This window comes from Streptomyces griseoloalbus (genome assembly GCA_014650015.1).
GTDB classification, from domain to species: Bacteria; Actinomycetota; Actinomycetes; order Streptomycetales; family Streptomycetaceae; genus Streptomyces; species Streptomyces griseoloalbus.
In genome coordinates, this window is record BMUD01000004.1 from 244,148 (window position 1) to 265,128 (window position 20,981).

20 protein-coding genes are annotated in these 20,981 nt (G+C 72.1%); 6 read left to right on the plus strand and 14 right to left on the minus strand.

Going from position 1 to position 20,981, the window contains the following annotated elements:
• Window positions 1-3: 3 nt before the first annotated feature.
• Window positions 4-1,293, minus strand: coding sequence for an ROK family transcriptional regulator (locus tag IE178_RS08240; protein ID WP_193511780.1), 1,290 nt, complete (start codon window positions 1,291-1,293; stop codon window positions 4-6).
• 91 nt (window positions 1,294-1,384) lie between these two features.
• Window positions 1,385-2,365, minus strand: coding sequence for a phosphotransferase family protein (locus IE178_RS08245; RefSeq protein WP_193511871.1), 981 nt, complete (start codon window positions 2,363-2,365; stop codon window positions 1,385-1,387).
• Between the two features lie 169 nt (window positions 2,366-2,534).
• On the opposite strand from IE178_RS08245, the gene IE178_RS08250 reads away from it, so the two are divergent.
• From IE178_RS08250 to IE178_RS08265, 4 genes are all read left to right on the plus strand, one after another.
• Window positions 2,535-3,023 (plus strand): FBP domain-containing protein, encoded by a 489-nt coding sequence (locus IE178_RS08250; RefSeq protein ID WP_184762643.1) that lies wholly within the window; start codon window positions 2,535-2,537, stop codon window positions 3,021-3,023.
• Between the two features lie 126 nt (window positions 3,024-3,149).
• A complete protein-coding gene (locus IE178_RS08255) occupies window positions 3,150-4,385 on the plus strand; it encodes an aromatic acid exporter family protein (protein ID WP_193511781.1) in 1,236 nt (411 codons plus the stop codon).
• A gap of 55 nt (window positions 4,386-4,440) precedes the next feature.
• Window positions 4,441-5,499: a hypothetical protein gene (locus tag IE178_RS08260; protein ID WP_193511782.1), complete on the plus strand. Its 1,059-nt coding sequence runs from the start codon at window positions 4,441-4,443 to the stop codon at window positions 5,497-5,499.
• 94 nt (window positions 5,500-5,593) lie between these two features.
• A complete protein-coding gene (locus IE178_RS08265; protein ID WP_184762640.1) occupies window positions 5,594-6,790 on the plus strand; it encodes a lactonase family protein in 1,197 nt (398 codons plus the stop codon).
• Here IE178_RS08265 and IE178_RS08270 read toward each other — a convergent pair.
• Together IE178_RS08270 and IE178_RS08275 are read right to left on the minus strand one after the other, a co-directional pair.
• Window positions 6,758-7,486, minus strand: a complete 729-nt coding sequence (locus IE178_RS08270; RefSeq protein ID WP_193511783.1) for a DUF2470 domain-containing protein — start codon at window positions 7,484-7,486, stop codon at window positions 6,758-6,760. The genes IE178_RS08265 and IE178_RS08270 overlap by 33 nt on opposite strands.
• 87 nt (window positions 7,487-7,573) lie before the next feature.
• Window positions 7,574-8,182, minus strand: a complete 609-nt coding sequence (locus IE178_RS08275) for a TetR/AcrR family transcriptional regulator (protein WP_193511784.1) — start codon at window positions 8,180-8,182, stop codon at window positions 7,574-7,576.
• A 109-nt stretch (window positions 8,183-8,291) separates the two neighbouring features.
• Between IE178_RS08275 and IE178_RS08280 the strand changes: the two genes are divergently transcribed.
• Window positions 8,292-9,782: a cytochrome P450 gene (locus IE178_RS08280; protein WP_193511785.1), complete on the plus strand. Its 1,491-nt coding sequence runs from the start codon at window positions 8,292-8,294 to the stop codon at window positions 9,780-9,782.
• Window positions 9,783-9,991: 209 nt separating this feature from the next.
• On the opposite strand, the gene sigJ is transcribed toward IE178_RS08280, so the two are convergent.
• From sigJ to IE178_RS08330, 10 genes are all read right to left on the minus strand, one after another.
• The gene (gene sigJ, locus IE178_RS08285; protein WP_193511786.1) at window positions 9,992-10,897 is read right to left on the minus strand and encodes an RNA polymerase sigma factor SigJ; all 906 of its coding nucleotides are present in this window, start codon (window positions 10,895-10,897) and stop codon (window positions 9,992-9,994) included.
• Entirely contained in the window at window positions 10,894-11,637 is a 744-nt protein-coding gene (locus IE178_RS08290) for a PIG-L deacetylase family protein (protein ID WP_193511787.1), read from the minus strand. Before IE178_RS08290 ends, sigJ begins: the two co-directional genes overlap by 4 nt.
• 79 nt (window positions 11,638-11,716) lie before the next feature.
• On the minus strand, window positions 11,717-13,018 hold the full coding sequence (locus tag IE178_RS08295) for an alpha/beta fold hydrolase (RefSeq protein WP_193511788.1): 1,302 nt from the start codon (window positions 13,016-13,018) through the stop codon (window positions 11,717-11,719).
• A gap of 101 nt (window positions 13,019-13,119) precedes the next feature.
• Complete coding sequence (locus IE178_RS08300) at window positions 13,120-14,145, minus strand: LacI family DNA-binding transcriptional regulator (protein ID WP_184762633.1); 1,026 nt, start codon at window positions 14,143-14,145, stop codon at window positions 13,120-13,122.
• Between the two features lie 122 nt (window positions 14,146-14,267).
• Window positions 14,268-14,420 (minus strand): hypothetical protein, encoded by a 153-nt coding sequence (locus tag IE178_RS08305; RefSeq protein WP_193511789.1) that lies wholly within the window; start codon window positions 14,418-14,420, stop codon window positions 14,268-14,270.
• A 14-nt stretch (window positions 14,421-14,434) separates the two neighbouring features.
• The gene (locus IE178_RS08310; protein WP_184762631.1) at window positions 14,435-14,755 is read right to left on the minus strand and encodes an L-rhamnose mutarotase; all 321 of its coding nucleotides are present in this window, start codon (window positions 14,753-14,755) and stop codon (window positions 14,435-14,437) included.
• A 30-nt stretch (window positions 14,756-14,785) separates the two neighbouring features.
• On the minus strand, window positions 14,786-15,871 hold the full coding sequence (rhaS, locus tag IE178_RS08315; RefSeq protein WP_184762630.1) for a rhamnose ABC transporter substrate-binding protein: 1,086 nt from the start codon (window positions 15,869-15,871) through the stop codon (window positions 14,786-14,788).
• Between the two features lie 28 nt (window positions 15,872-15,899).
• Entirely contained in the window at window positions 15,900-16,913 is a 1,014-nt protein-coding gene (locus IE178_RS08320; RefSeq protein WP_193511790.1) for an ABC transporter permease, read from the minus strand.
• Window positions 16,906-17,946, minus strand: a complete 1,041-nt coding sequence (locus IE178_RS08325) for an ABC transporter permease (RefSeq protein ID WP_184762628.1) — start codon at window positions 17,944-17,946, stop codon at window positions 16,906-16,908. The genes IE178_RS08320 and IE178_RS08325 overlap by 8 nt, the downstream gene beginning before the upstream one ends.
• The gene (locus tag IE178_RS08330) at window positions 17,943-19,460 is read right to left on the minus strand and encodes a sugar ABC transporter ATP-binding protein (protein WP_184762627.1); all 1,518 of its coding nucleotides are present in this window, start codon (window positions 19,458-19,460) and stop codon (window positions 17,943-17,945) included. Before IE178_RS08330 ends, IE178_RS08325 begins: the two co-directional genes overlap by 4 nt.
• Window positions 19,461-19,721: 261 nt before the next feature.
• Between IE178_RS08330 and rhaI the strand changes: the two genes are divergently transcribed.
• Complete coding sequence (gene rhaI, locus IE178_RS08335; RefSeq protein ID WP_193511791.1) at window positions 19,722-20,882, plus strand: L-rhamnose isomerase; 1,161 nt, start codon at window positions 19,722-19,724, stop codon at window positions 20,880-20,882.
• Window positions 20,883-20,981 lie beyond the last annotated feature (99 nt).

The following is a 20,981-nucleotide window of genomic DNA, read 5'->3' on the forward strand; positions in this document are numbered from 1 at the left end:
GTGTCAGCGTGGGGCGCGGTCCTGGAGCGCCGTGTGCCAGGCGGGCGGCGGTGCTTGCGGGTCCGGCTCGGGGCGCCTGCCGCCACGGGCGAAGAAGTCGGCGAGCGGCAGGATCGCGGCGCCCACGGTGACCGCGTCGGGGCCGAGGCGGCCCAGTTCGATCGTCACCTTCTCGGCCGGGTGGCGCAGCGCGTACGACAGGGCGTGCTTGCGCACGGCGGGCAGGAACCGGGCGCCGAGCTGGAGGCCGGCCCAGCCGCCCATGAGGATGCGTTCCGGCTGGAAGAGGTTGATCAGGTCGGACAGACCCGCGCCCAGGTACTCGGCGGTCTCCTCCAGTACGGCGAGCGCGACCGGGTCGGCGGCCGTGTCGTCGGCCGGGTAGGCCGCGGCGAGCATGGTCGTCAGCGCCGTCTCCTCGTCCGTGTCCTCGGGCACCCGGCCGCCCTCCTCGCGCCACCGGGCGAGCAGCGACTCGGCACCGGCGTACGCCTCCAGGCAGCCGAGCGCGCCGCAGCGGCAGCGGCGCCCGCGGACCCTTACGGTCAGATGCCCCCATTCGACCGCCCGGCCGTGTTCCGCCTCGGGCGTGACCAGGCAGGCACCCACGCCGGAGCCGAAGAGCACCACGAGGGCGTTGCGGGCGCCGCGTCCGGCGCCGAACCACATCTCTGCCTGCCCGAGGGTCTTGGCTCCGTTGTCGATGAAGTAGGGCACCGTGCCGGGCAGGGGGGAGTCGGTGCGGAGCAGGGACTCCAGGGGGATCGCGTTCCAGCCGATGGTCTGCCCGTGCACCACCGCGCCCCGGTCCGGGGTGCGCTCGACGATGCCGGGGACGCCGATGCCGACGCCGAGGAGCCGCTCGGGGGCGAGGCCCGCGGTGGCGAGCACCTCGTCGATGCCGGAGCGGATGTGGTCGACGATGACCTCGACCTCGTAGCGCTGCTGCTCCAGCGGGAGTTCCGCGCGGGCGAGCTCGGTGAGGGTCAGGTCGAAGAGTTCGACGCGGACCCGGGTCTCGCCGACGTCCACGCCGATCATGTGGCCGCTGACCGGTGCCACCCGCAGCAGGGTGCGCGGACGGCCGCCGTCGGAGTCGACGCTGCCGGCCTCCTCCACCAGGCCGTCGGCGACCAGGTCGGCGACGACATTGCTCACGGAGCCGGAGCTGAGCCCGGTCGCGGGACCGAGTTCGAAGCGGCTGAGCGGGCCGTCGAAGTACAGCCGTTGCAGCACGGCCGTGCGGTTGGCCCGCCTGAGGTCGCGTACCGTGCGCCCGTTCCGCCCCGCCATGTGGCTCCTTCCGAAACCCTGCCCGACCTGCAACATACCGCCGAAAACCGGATCGGCGCGACTTTCTCCCACCCTTATTTCATGATGTGAACTAACACAGCTCGGTGATCTCGTCCAGCGCGGCCCCGAGTTCCGGGGCGACCGCCTCCTGGACCCAGCGGTCGTGCTCGTCCCCGGCCGCCCGCGGAATCGTCTCCGTGAGCATGATCAGGTAGAGGTAGGCGCGGTAGAGGGCGAGGCGGACCCGGGCCGCCGGGTCGAACACGGCGCGGCCCCCGGCCTCCCCGTAGCCGGCGAGGAACGCCTCGTCCTTCCTGATGTCGCCGAGCAGGGCCAGGGAGACGAAGTCGGCGAGCGGGTCGCCCCAGAACATGCGCTCCCCGTCGATGAGCCCGCCGATCCGGGCCCGGCCCGCCGCCGGACGGTCCACCAGGATGTTGCCGGGCCACAGGTCGAAGTGGACGAGCGCCGGGACGGTGACCTCGTCTAGCGCCGGGGCGCCGGTACGGATCACGGCGGCCACCTCGTCGACGGCGCGGGGCAGCCGGGCGCCGTAGTGGCGGGCGTCGGCGAGCACGGCGTCGGTCATCGTGGTGAACGCCGTCCGCCAGTCGGGGGCGAGCGGACCGAGGGCGCCGGACGGATAGCCGAACCCGGGGCCGGTCACCCGGTGCAGCCGGGCCACCTGACGGCCGAGTTCGGTACACAGTGCCGCCTCCTGGCCGCCGGCCGGTGCCGTCTGCGACCACGGCGAGCCGGGGCAGGCGGTCATCAGCAGATACGGTGAGGCGGTGTCGCCGCCGACGGACACGGCGCGCGGCGCCGGGACGCCGGCCTCGGCGGCTCCGGCGCAGTAGCGGGCCTCGGAGACGAGGAGGCGCCGCTCGTGCCGGAGGCCGTCAGTGGCGGGCCCGGGTGGGACCTTGAGCACATAGCGGTTCCCGTCGGTGAGGACGAGCTCCTCCACGGTGTTGTAGGTGCCCCCGTTCAGCGGGCGCACCCGGGCCAGGGCGTCGGGCGGCAGCCCCGCCTCCGCCAGCACGCGCCGGGCCCGCGCCCAGGAGTCCCCCATCGTGTCGTCCACCCCTCCCCCTCGGCGACTGCGGTCGGTACAGCGTACGGAACGCACGGGGGCCTGGTCCCGGGGAAAAATCATTGGCTCCCCCGCCCGCCGGATCCCTACCCTGACCCCAGAAACCTAGACCCCCTAGGTTTCGACAGTACGCGCCAGGAGACGACCCATGAGAGCACTCACCGAACAGGACATCCGCACGTCGTTCATCAACTGCTCGAAGGGAGAGGCCAAGCGGCTGGCCATCCCCCGTGACCTGGGTGAGCAACCGTGGGACGACCTCGACTTCCTGGGCTGGCGCGATCCGGGAGCACCCGACCGCAGTTATCTCGTCACCGAGCGCCAGGACCGCCTCGTCGGGGTGGCCATGCGCTTCCAGCCGGCCCAGCGCGGTTTTCTGCACCGCAGCATGTGCTCCCTGTGCCTGACGACCCATCCGCGCGGCGGTGTCTCGCTGATGACCGCGCGCAAGGCGGGCACGGCCGGCCGCGAGGGCAACTCGGTGGGCGCCTACATGTGCACCGACCTCGCCTGTTCCCTCTATCTGCGCGGCAGGAAGGTACCGGAGACCGGGGCCCGCTTCGAGGAGAGCCTCACCCTGGAGGAGCAAATCGCCCGCACGCGGCGCCACCTGTTCGCCTTCCTCGACAAGCTCTAGACCGGTTCCACGACGGGGCCTGGACGGACAGCCCCCCGAAGGAGAACAACCTGGTTCGCACCCCCGGCCGATTACCGTCGTGTCCGGAAACGTTCGACGCGCCGGGGGAAGGGGAACCGTCCGAGGATGCGAGAGGTACGTGAGTGGACAACGTTGGCCCTGCAGTTCGTCAAGCGACGCCGGGATCCGGTGACGGTGCAGACCCTGCGGTCGGCGGCCGCGGCGACGGTAGCCTACGTCATCGCGCTGCGGCTGAGTCCGGAGGCCGCCCCGCTCACCGCTCCCCTGACCGCGCTGCTCGTCGTCCAGGTCACCCTGTACTCCACGCTCACCACGGGTGTGCGCCGGGTGAACTCCGTGGTGGCCGGGGTCATGGTCGCCATCGCCTTCAGCCTCCTGGTGGGCCTGACCTGGTGGAGTCTGGGACTGCTGATCCTGGCGTCGCTGGTCGTCGGGCACGTCGTCCGCGTGCACGAGTTCGTGCCCGAGGTGGCGATCAGCGCGATGCTGGTGCTCGGGGTGACCACCGTCGGGGACACGGCCTGGGCGCGGATCCTGGAGACGCTGATCGGCGCGGTCGTCGGGCTCGGCTTCAACCTGCTGCTGGCGCCGCCGGTGTGGGTGGAGGAGGCCGGGGAGTCGATCGAGGGGATGGCCCGCCGGGTGCGGCAGTTGATGCTGCGCATCGGTGAGCAGGCCGCGGTCCGTACGCCCGTGCACCACGCGGCGGCCCGGCTGCACGAGGCCCGCCGTCTGGACCACGACATCGTCGAGGTGGACGCGGCCCTCCGGCAGGCGGAGGACAGCCTGCGGCTCAATCCGAGGGTGCGGGAGGGGCTGCTGCACCGGGTGGTGCTGCGCACGGGCCTGGACACCATGGAGATCTGCACGGTCGTCCTGCGGGTGCTGGCGCGCACGCTGACCGACCTCGCCAAGGAACGCGAGTCGGAGCCGCTGTTCGAGCCGGAGACGGGCGCCACTCTGGAACAGTTGCTGTCCGAGATCGCCGACGCCGTGGTCAGTTTCGCGGTGCTGGTGACCACCAGTGTCAGTACGAGCGCCGAGTCGGCGGAGGAACGGCTCGCCTCCCAGCTGCGGCAGGCCGCCACCACCCGCGACAAGCTGGCGCAACTGCTGCTGGAGGGGGTACAGCGGGACGCCCGTGAGTGGCAGTTGCAGGGCGCGGTGCTGGCCGAGGTCAACCGCATCCTGGACGAGATGGACACCGAGCACCGGTCGCGCCGGCTGCTGGAGGAGCTGGACCGGCACACCCGCGAGCAACGCGAACGGATGCCGCGGATCGGCCGGCTGTGGGAGCGGCTGCGCCGGAACCGTCGTGGCGTCTTTCGACGTTCCACGTGAGACAGCCGGCCGAGGCGCACACGCCGTGGCCGAGGAACAGGGAGGGGGCGCGCGGATGACCGACACCACCGTGCGGATCGACGGGAACACCTTGCGGCTGCCGGGCGGTGTGGCGGTGCGGTTCATCCGTACGCTGCGGCTGCCGGAGCGTGGTACCCACGCGCTGCCGCCGGGCCTCGGGGAGTTCCCGGTCCGGCGTGTCGCGGACTACGGGGACGCGGTGCCCGAGGCGTGGCGGGCGCGCGGCGGGGTGATGCTGCCGGTGTATCTGCGCGAGGCCATGTGGCTGAGTTTCGCGGGTACGAGCGAGCCGGCCGCGCTGCAGGTCGGGGTGGGCAAGGTGTGCGCGGTCTCGGGCCGCCCGTGGAGCGACCGCCTGGAGCGCGGGCCGCAGAACTACGTCGTGCTGCCTCGCCAGCCCTGGCTGGACGGCATCAACTCCGGGAAGGGCACGGTCCGCCAGTTCGTGGCGGTGCCGCTCGGGCTGGGGGCGACCGTCGAGGGCCAGGTCACCGGTGAGGAAGTGTGGGGCGGCGTCCAGTTGCAGTCGTTCCCGCTGAACGACCGGGAGCTGGCCCGGTGGCGCGAGGAGCAGCGGCGGCGGGCGGAGCGGGCCCGGTCGGCGGTGCCCCTCGGTGCCGTTCACGACGGCCCGGCCCTGATGTCGGCACCGCCCGCGCCGGGTGCCGCACCGGCCTACGGCGCGGCTCCCGGGGCCGCGCGCCGGGCCGCCGCGGCGATGGGTCTCGGGGTCGGCGGTTCCCTGCGGCAGGAGGTCTACGAGGACGACCGGCCGCCCGCGGCCTGGTCGGAGCGGCCCGCGGGGCGCGTGTTCGTCCATCTGGTCACACCGCCGCAGTGGCGGCGCATCACGGGCGAGGCGGCGCCCCCGTCGCCGGTGGACCGGGCCGCCTACACCCGGGCCGGTCTGCCCTGGTTCGACTACTACGACCAGGACGCGCGGGACCTGGACCCGGCGGACACGCTCCAGGAGGTGAGACCGGCCGGCGACTGGCTGGGCGACGACCACGAACCCTGGCAGGCCCCCTCGCCCCACCAGGTGAAGCCCTTGGGGGACGCTTCGGGCGCGCCCGTGCGGGACGGCGAATGGTAGCCCTCCCGCGGGGCGGATCCCGCTTGCACGCCGCGGGTGATCGACGCCAAGGTGGCTGTGGCGAAGGGGACGAGCGACGACCCGAGGTGTGTGGATGAGCAGGGCTGACTGGAGCAGGCGCCGTTTCGTCGGCGCCCTCACGGGGGCGGCCGCCGCGGCGGCGCTCCCGGCGTGCGACGACACGCCACCGCCGGGGGACTCGCCGTCCCCGAAGGCCCCCGGGACCGGCACGGGCCCGCGGCGCGAGAGTGATCGGCCCTCGGGTCCGCGCCCCCTCTACGTGGGCACGTACACCTCGGTCGACGGCGGCGGCAAGGGCATCGGGCTGGCCACGTACGACCCGGGGACGGGACGGATCACCGGCACCGGCACGCTCACCGGTGTCGGCGATCCGTCGTACCTGGCGGTGCACCCGGACGGCCGGACGCTGTACGCGGTGGACGAGCGGGAGGACGGTGCCGTGACCGCCGTCCGGCTGTCCGACCGGAAGGTCCTGGGCAGCCGGAGCACCGGCGGCGCGAGCCCGTGTCATCTGTCGGTGCATCCGGACGGGCGCCACCTGCTGAGCGCGAACTACGGATCCGGCAGTGTCGCGGTGCACCCCGTCGACGCCTCGGGGGCGCTCGGGGAACGCACCGAACTGGTCACGCACTCCGGTCCACCGCCGGGCCCCGGTCAACAGGGGCCGCACGCCCATCAGTTCCTCACCAGCCCGGACGGTGGCCATGTCCTCGCCGTCGATCTGGGCACGGACACGGTCTACAGCTACCGCCTCGACGTCGGCGCCGGCACCCTCACCGAGACGGCCCGGGCGAGTACCCGGCCCGGCGCCGGACCACGCCATCTCACCTTCCATCCCGGGGGCCGGTACGCCTATCTCGCCAACGAGGTCGACAACACCGTCGCGGTGTGCGCGTACGATCCCGGCTCGGGGCGTCTGAGGATCGGCGAGGCGCAGTCCACGGGTACGGGTGCGGGCACCAGCTACCCGGCGCAGATCCTCGTCACCGGCGACGGCCGGTACGCGTACCTCGCCAACCGCGGCCACAACAGCCTCACCCGATACGCCGTCGAGGCGGACGGCGCCCGGCTGAGGCTGCTGGACACCGTGCCGGTGGGCGGTGACTTCCCGCGCCAGATCGCCTTCTCCCCCGACGGCGCGCTGCTGTTCGCGGCGAACCAGAGGTCGGGCACGGTCAGCGTGTTCCACGTGGACCGGGTGAGCGGTGAACTGCGGTCCGCGGGCGAGCCGTTCGCCTCACCCGTCGCCGTCTGTGCGCTGCCGCTGTAGCGCCCGGGGGCAGGGGGCGGCGCTCGCCCGGGAGAGCAGCACACGCATGCGTTCGGTGAGCTCGCCCACGTTGTCGGCGGGCGCGTGGAACGGCAGTCGTACGTCGCCGCCCGCGCGGACGCGTTCGATGCGCAGGGTCAGTCCGTGCCGGTCGACGGCGAGCGGCTGGACGCGGACCGCGCCGTGCAGGCTTCCGGTGTCGACCAGGCGGGTCAGCCGTTCGACCGCGTCGGCGTGGCAGTCGGCGAGGTGGGTCAGCAGCCGGGCCTCGGCGGTGGCGAGCGGGTCGGGCGCGGCGGCGGCGAAGTCGTCGACGTCGACGACCACGGCGCCGGACGGCTGCCGGAGCACCACGCGCGTCGGCCGGAAGACGACGTGGCCGTCCCGGACGGAGAACCAGCCGGCGAGCCACAGCCGGGCGCGGATCCGGTTGCGGACGGGGACGGGGGCGACGTCGGCGAACTCCAGCACGGCGGACGGCTCGCCGCGCGGAGCGCAGATCGCGGCGGCGAACAGGGCGCTGTCCTCGGGCACGTGCAGCAGCACCCGTCCGTCATCGGTCACGCCGTGCGCGCCGACGAGCTCCTCCCGGACCCCCTCCGCGGTCACCGCGCAGGACCATGCGGCGGCGAGCACCGAGCGGGCCCGCTCGGCCGCGCCGGGCGCGGCCGTCCACCTGGGCGTGTCGTCACCCATCCCGAACCTCCTCTTAGGTAAGCCTTGCCTAACCTATCGAAGATCGGGGTGCGCGCCAACCGGGTGGCATGATCTCTGCGAGATGCGTCAGGGCGTGAGCACGCCCAGCAGGGCGCGGGCGCACAGGTCGCGCACCTGCTCACGCCCCACCTCCGAGCCGCGCAGCCACTCCAGGCAGACCGCGGTGGTGAACGCCAGCCAGCCCCGCACGGCGAGGCGGGTGTCCGGCCGCGCCTCGCAGACCGGGCCGAACTCGGGATCCTCGGCGAGCGCGGCCAGGATCTGCCGCTCCTGCGCGGCCAGGGCCCGCTGATAGACCCGGCGCACCGCCTGGTCCCCGGCCGCGTCGGCACGGTGGAAGGCGCGGTAACCGTGCGCGTGGGCCTCCACGTACTCCAGATATGTGTCGAGACCCGCCGTGAGCTGCTCGCGCACCGGGACTCCGGGGACCGCCGCCGTCATGCGCAGCATCCGCTCGCTCTCGCGCTCGACGACCGCCGCGAAGAAATCCCGTTTGGTCGGGAAGTAGTGGTACAGCAGCCCGCGCGACACCCCGGCGATCTCCGCGACCCGCTCGATCCACACGTCGTCGTAGGGACTCTCGGAGAACAGCCGCGCGCCGACCGACAGAAGCTGCGCCCGGCGCTCCTGCGTGCTGAGCCGGCGGCGCGTGCGTCCTCCCTGGTTCACGGCCATCCGGGCACTGTACTTGACGCCGGTTCGACGACCGGACCACACTGAGCCGCGTTATTGAACCCGCGTACAACACGTCGCACTCGCTCGCCGGGTCGAAGGGGATCGCGTCATGGCGGAGACGACGACCAGGGCCAAACTGCCCAAGGGATTCCGCAGCGCTGAGCTGGGCTGGCCCGAACTGCACCGCATCCCGCACCCTGCGTACCGCGTCCCGCTGCTCGGCGACGTCCTCGGGGCGAGCCGGCGCACTCCCCTCCAGGACTCACTGAAGTACGCCCGCCGGCTGGGGCCGATCTTCCGACGGAACGCGTTCGGCAAGGAGTTCGTGTTCACCTGGGGCGCCGGGCTGGTGGCCGATCTGGCCGACGAGTCGCGGTTCGCCAAGCACGTCGGGCTGGGCGTGGCCAATCTGCGGCCGGTGGCCGGGGACGGCCTGTTCACCGCGTACAACCACGAACCGAACTGGCAGCTGGCGCACGATGTGCTGGCCCCCGGGTTCAGCCGGGAGGCGATGGCCGGCTACCACGCGATGATGCTGGCCGTGGCGGAGCGGCTGACGGAGCACTGGGACCGTGCGGCGGCCGGGGGCCGGTCGGTGGACGTGCCCGGGGACATGACCAAGCTGACGCTGGAGACGATCGCGCGGACCGGGTTCGGGCACGACTTCGGGTCCTTCGAACGGCCGCGCCCGCACCCGTTCGTCACGGCGATGGTCGGCACGCTCACGTACGCCCAGCGGCTGAACAGCGTTCCCGCTCCCCTGACCCCGCTGCTGCTGCGCCGGGCGAGCCGCCGCAACGCGGCCGACATCGCCCACCTCAACCGCATCGTCGACGAGGTGGTGCGGATCCGGCGCGCCGACGGCGGAGGGAACGGGGACCTGCTGGACCGGATGCTGGAGACCGCCCACCCGCAGTCCGGGGAGCGGCTGTCGCCCGAGAACGTCCGCCGCCAGGTCATCACCTTCCTGGTCGCCGGCCACGAAACCACCTCGGGCGCGCTCTCCTTCGCCCTTCACTACCTCTCCCGGCACCCCGATGTCGCGGCCCGGGCCCGCGCGGAGGTGGACCGCGTCTGGGGCGACACGGCGGCGCCCGGCTACGAGCAGGTCGCCAGGCTTCGTTACGTCCGCCGAGTCCTTGACGAGTCGCTGCGGCTGTGGCCGACCGCACCCGCCTTCGCCCGGGAGGCCCGGGAGGACACGGTGCTGGCCGGGGAGCACCCGATGCGGCGCGGCGCCTGGACGCTGGTGCTGACGCCGATGCTGCACCGGGACCCGGAGGTGTGGGGCGCGGACGCCGAGCGGTTCGACCCGGACCGCTTCGACGCGCGGGCGGTGCGCTCCCGTCCGCCGCACACCTTCAAGCCGTTCGGGACGGGGGCGCGGGCCTGCATCGGGCGGCAGTTCGCGCTGCACGAGGCGACGCTGGTGCTGGGGTTGCTGCTGCGCCGGTACGAACTGCGGCCCGAGCCCGGGTATCGGCTGCGGGTGACCGAGCGGCTCACGCTGATGCCGGAGGCGTTGCGGCTGCGGCCGGAACGCCGGGTCGCGGCACGTTGGCATGAGCCGCCTGTTCCGGCGGGGCCCGAGTCCTCCTGAGGCGCGTGGGTGCGGTGCGGGTGGGGTTGCGCAGACCGCCGCTCGCGGGGTGCCTCCCCCGCTTCCGGCTCCGCCCGAGCGGGAGGTACCGGGGGAGGCACCGAGGGAGGCACGACTGCCCGCGCGGAACGGCACGGCCGGCCGCGCGGCACGGCCGGCCGCGCGGCACGGCCGGCCGCGCGGCGGGGTCGGCCGCGCGGCGGGGTCGGTCAGCTGTTGTCGTTCGGTAGGTCCAAGCGTTCGAGGCGGTCCGGGTCGGTCAGGATGTACAGGCCGGTGATGCGGCCGTCGGTGCTGGTGACGGACGTGACCGACCGGATGCGTCCGTCGACCACGCTGAGCAGGCCCAGCGCGTCGTTGACCAGGACCACCCGTGACGCCGCGGTGTACTGGGCGAACAGGAGCGCCGACTCGGCCACCGTCTTCGCGCCCTGGAGCGTCTTGGACGCCGCCATCCCTCGGACCAGTGCGCCCGCGTCGGCCCGCAGCACCACGTCGGGATGGAGGACTGCGACCAGCGCCTCGAAGTCACCGCCGCGCGCGGCGGCCATGAAGGCGTCGAGCACCTGCTTCTGCCGGCCGAGGTCGGGCTCGGACGAAGGGGCCGCGTCCCGCACCCGGCGGCGGGCCCGGCTGGCGAGCTGTCGGGTCGCGGCCGCGCTGCGCTCCACGACCGGGGCGATGTCGTCGAACGGCACCGCGAACAGGTCGTGCAGCACGAACGCGAGCCGCTCGTCCGGCTCCAGCCGCTCCAGGACGACCAGCAGCGCCACGCCCACCGAGTCGGCGTGCAGCGCCTGCTGTTCCGGGTCCACCTGGGAAAGGTGCCTGATCACCGGGTCCGGCACGAAGGTCTCGTCCATCGGCTGCTCGCGGCGCGCGGTGCGCGAGCGCAGCAGGTCCAGACAGATCCGGCCGGTCACGGTGGTCAGCCAGCCGCCGAGGTTGTCGATGCCGTCGGTGTCGGTACGGCCCAGCCTCAGCCAGGTCTCCTGGACGGCGTCCTCCGCCTCGGTCAGTGAGCCGAGCATGCGGTAGGCGACCGCCTTGAGATGTCCGCGGTGCTCCTCGAAGCGCCGCGCCAGTACTTCGTTGTCGTCATCCACGGGGGTCACCGGGGAACCAGCTCGAAGGCGACCGCGGGCCGGCCCCCGAAGCGCTGTCCCGTCTCCTGCGCGGTCCGCGTGAGGAAGCCGCGGGCGTGGGCCTCCGGGTCCTCGTCGGTCAACGCCTCGATGTAGGACCGGTGTTCGAGCAGGGAGCGCACCGCCCGCTCCAACCCGTCCGTCGCGTCCACGGCATGCGTGGGGGTACTGGAGCCGGCGACCGCCACCCAGCGGACGCCGTCCCAGGGTTCGAGACCGCGCTCGACCAGTTCCGGGAAGATCCACCGGTTGCCGGCGTCACCGGCCGCGTCGAGTGTGGCCCGCCCGACGGCCACGTGGTCCGGGGTGTTCCAGTAGGTGCCGCCCCAGCTGTCCCGGTGGTTCAGGGTGATCACCAGTTCGGGCCGGTACCGGCGGATGGCGGCGGCGATGTCCCGGCGCAGCGCGGGGCCGTACTCGATGACCCCGTCCGCGTGGTCGAGGAAGTCGACCTGCGACACGCCGACCACGGCCGCGCTCGCCCGCTGCTCCCGCTCCCGGAGCGGGCCGCACCGCGCCGGCTCCAGCGAGTCGATGCCCGCCTCGCCGCGGGTCGCCAGGACGTAGGCGACCTCGCGCCCGGCGTCGGTCCAGGACGCGACGGCCGCGGAGCAGCCGTACTCGAGGTCGTCCGGGTGGGCGACCACGGCCAGGGCCCGCTGCCACCCGCCGGGCAGGGGCGCGAGTTGACTGATCGTCGGCTCGGTCATGCCCGCAGACTAACCCGCCGCGCCGACATCGCGCCGGGGCCGCCGCACCGGCCTCGCACCGGGGTTCTCCCGGTGCGGCTCACACCTCGTCCCGTGCCAGGGAGAGCAGCCGGTCCAGGACGCGGGGGCCGCCGGCCCGGACGCCGTCGTGCTCGAACTCGTCGGTGACCCAGGTGCGCAGGCCGCGGATCGCGCGCGCCGTCCGCAGGGAGTGGGCGGTGTCGACGTACATGTCGTCGTGGTAGACGGCGGCCGCGACCGGGACCTCGTTGACGGCGAGGCGCGCCGGGTCGTACAGGGGCGTCCAGTCGGTGCGGGCGGCGAGCAGTTCGGCCGTCTCTCGCAGCGGGCGCAGCGCGGGGTCGCAGTCGAACATCCACGGGTGGACGGTCTCGCCGGTGAACAGCAGCGGCTCGTCGCCGGCGAGCGCCTTGGCCGCGTCGAACTGCGGGAACTCGGCCCGCACGCGCTCGGCGGACCAGGCGGTGGGCCGGGCGTCCCGGCCGTAGATCGCCTCGTGGACGAGCGCGTACAGGGGGTGGCCGGCGTACGACAGCAGGCCCTGCGCCTGCTCCTGGAAGGCGTCGGAGAGCGCGGGGCCGCCCGCGGTGCGGACGAAGGCGTCCTCCAGGAGGTAATGCAGCCGGTGACTGCCCTCGCTGCCGCCGAGCATGATGCCGAGGGACTGGAACGCCTCGACGGTGAACCGGTAGCCGCTGGGGAGGACGACCTCGTGGGTGAGGAGGTGGTCGGCGATGCGGCGCGCGCGTTCGACGTCCTGCGGGTAGCGGGCGTAGTGCGCGGCGACCTTGCGTTCGATGCGCGGGTAGGCCGCCCGGTAGACGTCGTCGGCGTGGGCGTCCAGGGCGGGCAGGCCGCCGGTGACGAGGGCGGTGTCCAGGCCCTCGGGGGCGGTGGACAGGTAGGCGACGGTGCAGAAGCCGCCGAAGCTCTGGCCGAGCACGGTCCAGGGTGCGCCGCCGGTCACCTCGGGGCGGATGGCCTCGCAGTCCCGCACGATCGAGTCGGCGCGGAAGCGGGTGAGGTAGTCGGCCTGTTCCGCGGGGCCGCCGCGCAGCGGGAGGGTCTGCCGGTTCGCCGGGGTGGAGCTGCCGGTGCCGCGCTGGTCGAGAAGGAGGACCCGGTAGTCCTGGACCGCACGGCCGAGCCAGGCCTGCTTTCCGGTGAAACGGGTCGCCCCGAAGCCGGGGCCGCCCTGGAGGTAGAGCAGCCAGGGCAGGTCCTGGCCGGCCTTGTCACTGGCGACGACCTCACGCGCGTACAGCTCGATCGTCTCCCCCGAGGGGTTGTCGTGATCGAGGGGCACGGTGAACCGGCGGTCGGTGAGGACCAGTCCGGGCTGACGGTAGCTGACGGTCAACGGGGCTCCCGGGACGAACGGATTGTCGGACCGTGACCCAGTTCAACACATGTTCGTCCGGCCAACGAGGCCGGGATCATGGAAGTTTTACTGAACGATGGTCAGCGGGCCGAGAGGCTGGAGCGCCGGACCACCAGTTCCGGGCGGAGGACGACCCGCCGGTGCTCGTGCGGCGTGGCCGCGCTCTCGCTCTCGGTCTCCTCCAGCAGCAGCTCCGCCGCCAGGGCTCCCATGGTGACGGCGGGCTGCCGCACCGAGGTGAGCGGAACGGCCGCGGCGGCGGCGAACTCGATGTCGTCGTAGCCGACGATGGCCAGGTCGTCGGGAACCCCCACGCCGGCGGCGTACATCGCCTGGAGTACGCCGAGGGCGAGCAGGTCGTTGGCGCAGAACACGGCCGTGGGGCGGTCGGCGAGTCCGAGGAGGCGGGCTCCCGCGTCGCGTCCGGCGGCCACGTCGAGCCGCTCGGTGGGCAGCTCGCGCAGGCACTCCGGTCCGAGCCCGGCCTCGGCGAGGGCGTTCAGGGCGCCACTGCGGCGGTCCCGGACCTGGCTCAGCCCGGGCGGGCCGCAGACGTACGCGATGGAGCGGTGCCCGGCGTCGACGAGGTGGCGCACGGCCAGCGCGCCGCCCGCCACGTCGTCCACGGAGACCGAGCACTCGGTGGTGCCCTCGGCGACCCGGTCGACCAGGACGAAGGGGATGCCGTGCCGGCGGAACGCCTCGATGTTGCGGCCGGTGGCGTCCGCCGGGGTGAGCAGCACGCCCCGCACCCGCTGCTCGGCGAAGAGGGAGAGGTACTCGGCCTCCTCGCCCGGGTTCTGGGCGCTGTTGCAGACCATCACGCCGAGCCCGGCCTCACGCGCGGCGCGTTCGGCGCCGCGCGCCACGTCGACGAAGAACGGGTTGCCCATGTCCAGCACGAGCAGCCCCATGATGCGGCTGCGGCCCGCGCGCAGCTGACGCGCCGACTCGCTGCGGACATAGCCGAGCCGGTCTATGGCGGACAGCACCCGCGCCCGGGTCTCGGCGGCGACCGTGTCCGGGCGGTTGATCACGTTGGAGACCGTGCCGACGGAGACTCCGGCGACGCGGGCGACGTCCTTGATACCCACCGACTGGGCCATCGGGCAGGGACCTCCAGGGAGACGGGGGTGGCCGGGGGGCCATCACACTACCGGCACGGCCACCCCGCGACGGTCGGGGTCTTTCGTTCGGATCGGACCTGTTGCGGGCGAAGGGCCCTGGGTCAGGCGGGCAGTCGGAAGTCGACCACGTGCGGGGGCGAGGTAGTCGTACCGATGAAGGGGCCGGGGCCGGCGGCCCGCGCCGTGCCGGAGGCGGGGGCGGGGGCCGCCACGGTGCCGAGGAGTGCTCCGGCCGGCGGAGTGCGCCGTCTCATCTCGGGCTCCGTCGTCAGGCGAGGTGGAAGACCTCGGTCAGCGGTTTCATCGCCTCGTCGGGCCGGGAGCCGTCGAGGGACTCGAAGAAGGGGGCCATCTCGGTCTGCCAGCGGGCGTTGACCTCGGTGGCCTCCATGCCGGCCTTGGCCGCCTCGAAGTCCTCGGTCTCCAGGTAGCCGACGAGCAGGCCGTCGTCGCGCAGGAAGAGGGAGTAGTTGTGCCAGCCGGTGGCCGAGAGCGCCTCGCGCATCTCGGGCCACACGGCGGCATGGCGTTCGCGGTACTCGGCGATCCTGTCCTGGCGGACCTTGAGCAGGAAACAGACGCGTTGCATGAAGTACCGCTCCTTGGCTGCGGGGTGGGATCAGAAGTCGAACTGGTCGATGTTCTCGGCGTTGAACACGGTGGGCTTGCCGAGGTTGATCACACCGTCCTTGCCGATGGTGTACTCGCCCATCGCGCCGGCCTTGAAGGTCTCGCCCTCCTTGCCGGTGATCTGACCGGAGGACAGGGCGATCGCGGTGCGGGCGGCCAGCTCGCCGAGCTTGGCGGGGTTCCAGAGCTCGAACGCCTCGACGGTGCCGTTCTTGACGTACTTGCGCATGTCGTTGGGGGTGCCGAGGCCGGTCAGCTTGACCTTGCCCTTGTACTTGGAGCCGGACAGGTACTGGGCGGCGGCCTTGATGCCGACGGTGGTCGGGGAGATGATCCCCTTCAGGTTCGGGTACTCCTGGAGCAGGCCCTGGGTCTGCTGGAAGGACTGCTGGGCGTCGTCGTTGCCGTAGGCGACCTTGACCAGCTTCATGTCCTTGTACTCGGGCTTCTTGAGTTCGTCCTTCATGAACTCGATCCAGGCGTTCTGGTTGGTCGCGGTCTGCGCCGCGGACAGGATCGCGATCTCGCCCTTGTAGTCGATCTGCTCGGCGAGCAGCTGCACCTCGGTACGGCCCAGGTCCTCGCCGCTGGCCTGCGAGATGAAGGCGTTGCGGCAGTCGGCGGTGGTGTCCGAGTCGTAGGTGACGACCTTGATGCCGTTCTTCATGGCCTGCTTCAGCGCGGTGCACAGGGCGCCGGGGTCCTGCGCGGACACGGCCATGGCGTCGACCTGCTGCTGGGTCAGGGTGTTGACGTAGGAGACCTGGCCGGCGGTGTCGGTGGCGCTGGACGGGCCGACCTCCTTGTAGGTGGAGCCCAGTTCCTTCACGGCCTTCTCGCCGCCCTTGTCGGCGGTGGTGAAGTAGGGGTTGTTGACCTGCTTCGGCAGGAAGCCGACGGTCAGGCCCTTCTTGGTGGCCGCGTTCGGGTCGGCCTTGCCGGCCGAGGCCGCCGCGCCGCCGCCGTCGTTCTTCACGTCCTCCTTGGTGGTGCCGCCGCAGGCGGTGGCGGCCAGGGCGAGGGAGGTGACGGCGGCGAGGGCCGCGCAGGTACGGCGGATGGATGCCTTGCGCATGGTGGGTTCCTTAGAGGGCGAGAAGGGTTCAGGGGGTGGGAGTGGGGGCCTTGGAGACCGGTGGTGACGCGGCTGCCCGGCGTCCGGCCCTCGCGACGGCGATCTGCCGGGCGACACGCGGTCCGAGCACGGACAGCACCAGGAGCACACCGGTGACGACGATCTGCGACTGCGCGGAGACGTCCTGGAGGCTCATCACGTTCTGCAGGGCGCCGAGCAGGAAGACGCCCGCGATCGCGCCGCCCAGGGTGCCCTTGCCGCCGTCGAAGTCGATGCCGCCGAGCAGTACGGCCGCCACGACGGAGAGTTCGAGGCCGGTGGCGTTGTCGTAGCGGGCGCTGGCGTAGTGCAGGGCCCAGAAGATGCCGGTGAGGGAGGCCATCAGGCCGGTCAGGGTGAACAGGATCAGCTTCTGCCGCTTGACGCGGATGCCGGCGAACCGGGCGGCCTCCTCGCTGGCGCCGATCGCGAACAGCGACCGCCCGAACGGAGTGGCGTGCAGGGCGACCACGGCGATCGCGAGCAGCACCAGGAAGGGCAGGAGCGCGTACGGGACGAAGGTGTCGCCGATGCGTCCGGCGGCGAAGTCCAGGTACTGGACGGGGAAGTCGGTCACCGCGTCGGAGCCGAGCACGATCTGTGCGATGCCCCGGTAGGCGGCGAGGGTGCCGATGGTGACGGCGAGGGACGGCAGTCCGAGCCGGGTCACGAGCAGGCCGTTGATCAGGCCGCAGACCACACCCAGCAGCAGGCAGATGGGGATGATCGCCTCGATGGTCATGCCCTGGTTCCACAGGGCGCCCATCACCGCGCCGGACAGGCCGGCCGTGGAGGCCACGGACAGGTCGATCTCGCCGGAGACCACGAGCAGCGTCATGGGCAGCGCGATCAGCGCGATCGGCAGGGTGTTGCCGATCAGGAACGACAGGTTGAGCGCGTTGCCGAAACCGTCGACCGTGGTGAACGACAGCAGCAGGACCACGACGAGCAGGGCGCCCACGACCGTGTCCCAGCGGACCGCGCGCGTGAGGGACTCAGGCATGGCGGGCGTTCCTCTTCTTCAGGGCGGAGGCCACGCGCAGCGCGACGATCCGGTCGACCGCGATGGCGAGGATGAGCAGGATGCCGTTGATGGCGAGCACCCACACGGAGCTGACGCCGAGGGCGGGCAGCACGCTGTTGATGGAGGTCAGCAGCAACGCGCCGAGTGCCGCGCCGTAGACGCTGCCGGAGCCGCCGGTGAAGACCACACCGCCGACCACGACCGCGCTGACGACGGTGAGTTCGTAGCCGTTGCCGGTGCCGGAGTCGACGTTGCCGAACCGGGCCAGGTACATCGCGCCCGCGAGGCCGGCGAGGGCTCCGCAGAAGGTGTAGGCGGCGAGGATCCGCTTGCGCACGGGGATGCCGGCGAGGCGGGCGGCCTCCGGGTTGGAGCCGAGCGCGTACAGCTCGCGCCCGCTGCCGAAGTGCTTCAGGTAGTACGCCGTGGCCACGAGCACCGCGAGGGCGATGAGGGCCAGGTAGGGCACGGCCGAGATGCCGCCGGACCCGAAGTCGACGAACCCGGCGGGGAGATCGGCGGCGGTGATCTGGCGGGAGCCGACCCAGATGGAGTCGATGCCTCGGATGATGTAGAGGGTGCCGAGGGTGACCACGAGGGCGGGCACCTGGCCGAGGCTGACGAGCAGGCCGTTGAGCAGTCCGAAGCCGATGCCGAGCAGGACGGCCAGGGCGATGGCGACGACCGGGTTCCCGCCGCCCTGGAGATAGGTGCCGGCGGCGAAGGCGCTGATGCCGAGGGTCGAGCCGACGGACAGGTCGACGTTGCGGGTGATGACGACCAGGGACTGGCCGGTGGCGACCAGGACCAGGATGGTCGCGTTCAGCAGCAGGTCCTTGATGCCCTGCTCGGACAGGAACTCGCTGTTGCCGGCCTGGGTGACGGCGATCATCACCAGGAAGACGAGCAGGATGGCGAGTTCGCGCATCTTGAAGACGCGGTCGACGAGCCGGGTGGCGCCGGCCTTGGGCACGTCGGCTACGGGGGCGGGGTTGGGGCTGATCACCGTCATGCGGCTGTCCTCCCCGTGGCTGCGGCCATCACGGTTTCCTCGGTGGCGTCGGTACGGGAGATCTCGGCGGTGAGCCGGCCCTCGTGCATCACCAGCACGCGGTCGGCCATGCCGAGGATCTCGGGCAGGTCGGAGGAGATCATCAGGACGGCGACGCCGTCGGCGGCCAGCTGGGACAGCAGGCGGTGCACCTCGGCCTTGGTGCCGACGTCGATGCCGCGCGTGGGCTCGTCCACGATCAGCACCTTCGGCCCGGTGGCGAGCCACTTGGCGAGGACGACCTTCTGCTGGTTGCCGCCGGACAGGGTGTTCACCGTGTCGGCGATCCGGGCGTACTTGACCTGGAGCTTGACCGCCCAGTCGAGGGAGCGGCTGCGCTCGGCGCCGCGGTCCATCAGGCCGGCCTTCACGGTCGTACGGAGTCCGGTGAGGCCGATGTTGCGCTCGATGGACATGTCCATCACCAGGCCCTGGGCGCGCCGGTCCTCGGGGACCAGGGCCAGGCCCGCCGCCATGGCGGTGGACGGGGCGCCGTTGGTGAGCTCGCGTCCGTCGACCTCGACCTCCCCGGCGTCCCAGCGGTCGATGCCGAACACGGCGCGGGCCACCTCGGTGCGCCCGGCGCCGACCAGTCCGGCCAGGCCGACGATCTCGCCGCGCCGCACGTCGAAGGAGACGTCGGTGAAGACGCCCTCGCGGGTCAGCCGGCGCACGCTCAGGGCGACCTCGCCCGGGCTCACGTCCTGCTTGGGGTAGAGCTCCTCCAGGTCGCGGCCGACCATGCGGCGCACCAGGTCGTCCTCGGTCATGCCGTGGAGCGGTTCACTGGCGATCCAGGCGCCGTCGCGCAAGGTGGTGACCTTCTGGCAGATCTCGAAGATCTCTTCCAGGCGGTGGGAGATGAACAGCACGGCGGCGCCCTGTTCGCGCAGGGTGCGCACGACGCCGAAGAGGCGGGCGACCTCGCTGCCGGTGAGGGCGGCGGTCGGCTCGTCCATGATGAGGACGCGGGCGTCGAAGGAGAGCGCCTTGGCGATCTCGACGATCTGCTGGTCGGCGATGGACAGACCGCGGGCCGGACGGTCCGGGTCGAGTTCGACGCCGAGCCGCTGCATCAGGGCCGCGGTCGCGGCGTGCACCGCCTTGTGGTCGATCCGGCCGAGAGCGCGCCGGGGCTGCCTGCCCATGAAGATGTTCTCGGCGATCGACAGGTCGGGGAAGAGCGTGGGCTCCTGGTAGATGACGGCGATACCGGCGTCGCGGGCGTCACCGGGGCCGTGGAAGACCACGGGCGCGCCGTCGAGCAGCACCTGGCCGGCGTCCGGCCGGTGCACTCCGGCGAGCGTCTTGATGAGGGTCGACTTGCCGGCTCCGTTCTCGCCGGCGAGGGCGTGCACCTCCCCGGGGAACAGCTCCAGGGAGACGTCCCGCAGTGCGCGGACCGCGCCGAAGGACTTGGAGATGTCCCTCAGCGCGAGGACCGGGGCCGAACCCGTGTCGGACGGGTGGGTCATGAGGGCTCCTCGACGACGCCGGGGGGCTGCCCTCGCGACGTCGTGAAAGGTTTCAACTGGATTGCCGGGACGTTAGGCGCGCGACGCATGTCACGTCAATGGTTCCCGGTCGAAAAAGTTTCGACAGCTTCAGGTCACACGCTGGTCACGGAGGACGGTCTTGGCTCAAGGGGTTGACACCCCTGCGGGGGCCCCATAACTTCCCGTCCTGAATCGTTTCACTCTGTGGTCGATACGACCCGATGTCACAGGAGCCCCCACGTGACCGAGCTCGCCGCGGCGAAGGCCGCTCTCAAGACCCAGGCCGTCGAGACGCCGTCGTGGGCGTACGGGAACTCCGGGACCCGGTTCAAGGTCTTCGCGCAGCAGGGCGTCCCCCGCACCCCGCAGGAGAAGCTGGACGACGCGGCCCAGGTGCACGCGTTCACGGGGGCCGCGCCGACCGTGGCGCTGCACATCCCGTGGGACAAGGTCACCGACTACGCGGCACTGGCCAAGCACGCCGAGGACCGCGGTGTGAGGCTCGGCGCGATCAACTCCAACACCTTCCAGGACGACGACTACCGGCTGGGCAGCATCTGCCACCCGGACGCCGCCGTGCGCAGGAAGGCCGTCGATCATCTGCTGGAGTGCGTCGACATCATGGACGCGACCGGCTCCAAGGACCTGAAGCTGTGGTTCGCCGACGGGACGAACTATCCCGGGCAGGACGACATCCGGGCACGGCAGGACCGGCTCGCCGAAGGGCTCGCCGAGGTGTACGAGCGGCTCGGCGAGGGGCAGCGGATGCTGCTGGAGTACAAGTTCTTCGAGCCGGCGTTCTACACGACGGACGTTCCGGACTGGGGCACGGCGTACGCGCACTGCCTGAAGCTCGGACCGCAGGCACAGGTCGTGGTCGACACCGGACACCACGCTCCGGGAACCAACATCGAGTTCATCGTGGCGACCCTGCTGCGGGAGGGGAAGCTCGGCGGGTTCGACTTCAACTCGCGGTTCTACGCCGACGACGACCTGATGGTGGGCTCCGCCGACCCGTTCCAGTTGTTCCGGATCATGTACGAGGTCATCCGTGGCGGCGGGTTCACGCCCGAGGTCGCGTTCATGCTCGATCAGTGCCACAACATCGAGGCGAAGATCCCGGCGATCATCCGTTCCGTCATGAACGTCCAGGAGGCCACCGCCAAGGCGCTCCTGATCGACCGGTCGGCGCTGGCCGAGGCCCAGGCCTCCGGCGACGTGCTCGGGGCCAACGCCGTGCTGATGGACGCCTACAACACGGACGTGCGGCCGCTGCTCCGGGAGGTGCGCGAGGAGATGGGGTTGGACCCCGACCCCATCGCGGCATATGCCCGGTCCGGGTGGGCGGAGAAGATCGCGGCCGAGCGGGTCGGCGGCCAGCAGGCCGGCTGGGGCGCGTAGGCGTCCGCCGGGTTTCGTCGTTCGTCGCGGGCCGCGGGTCGTATGTGGCCGGTCGCGCAGTTCCCCGCGCCCCTGGGGATATGCACTCACCCTCTTTCG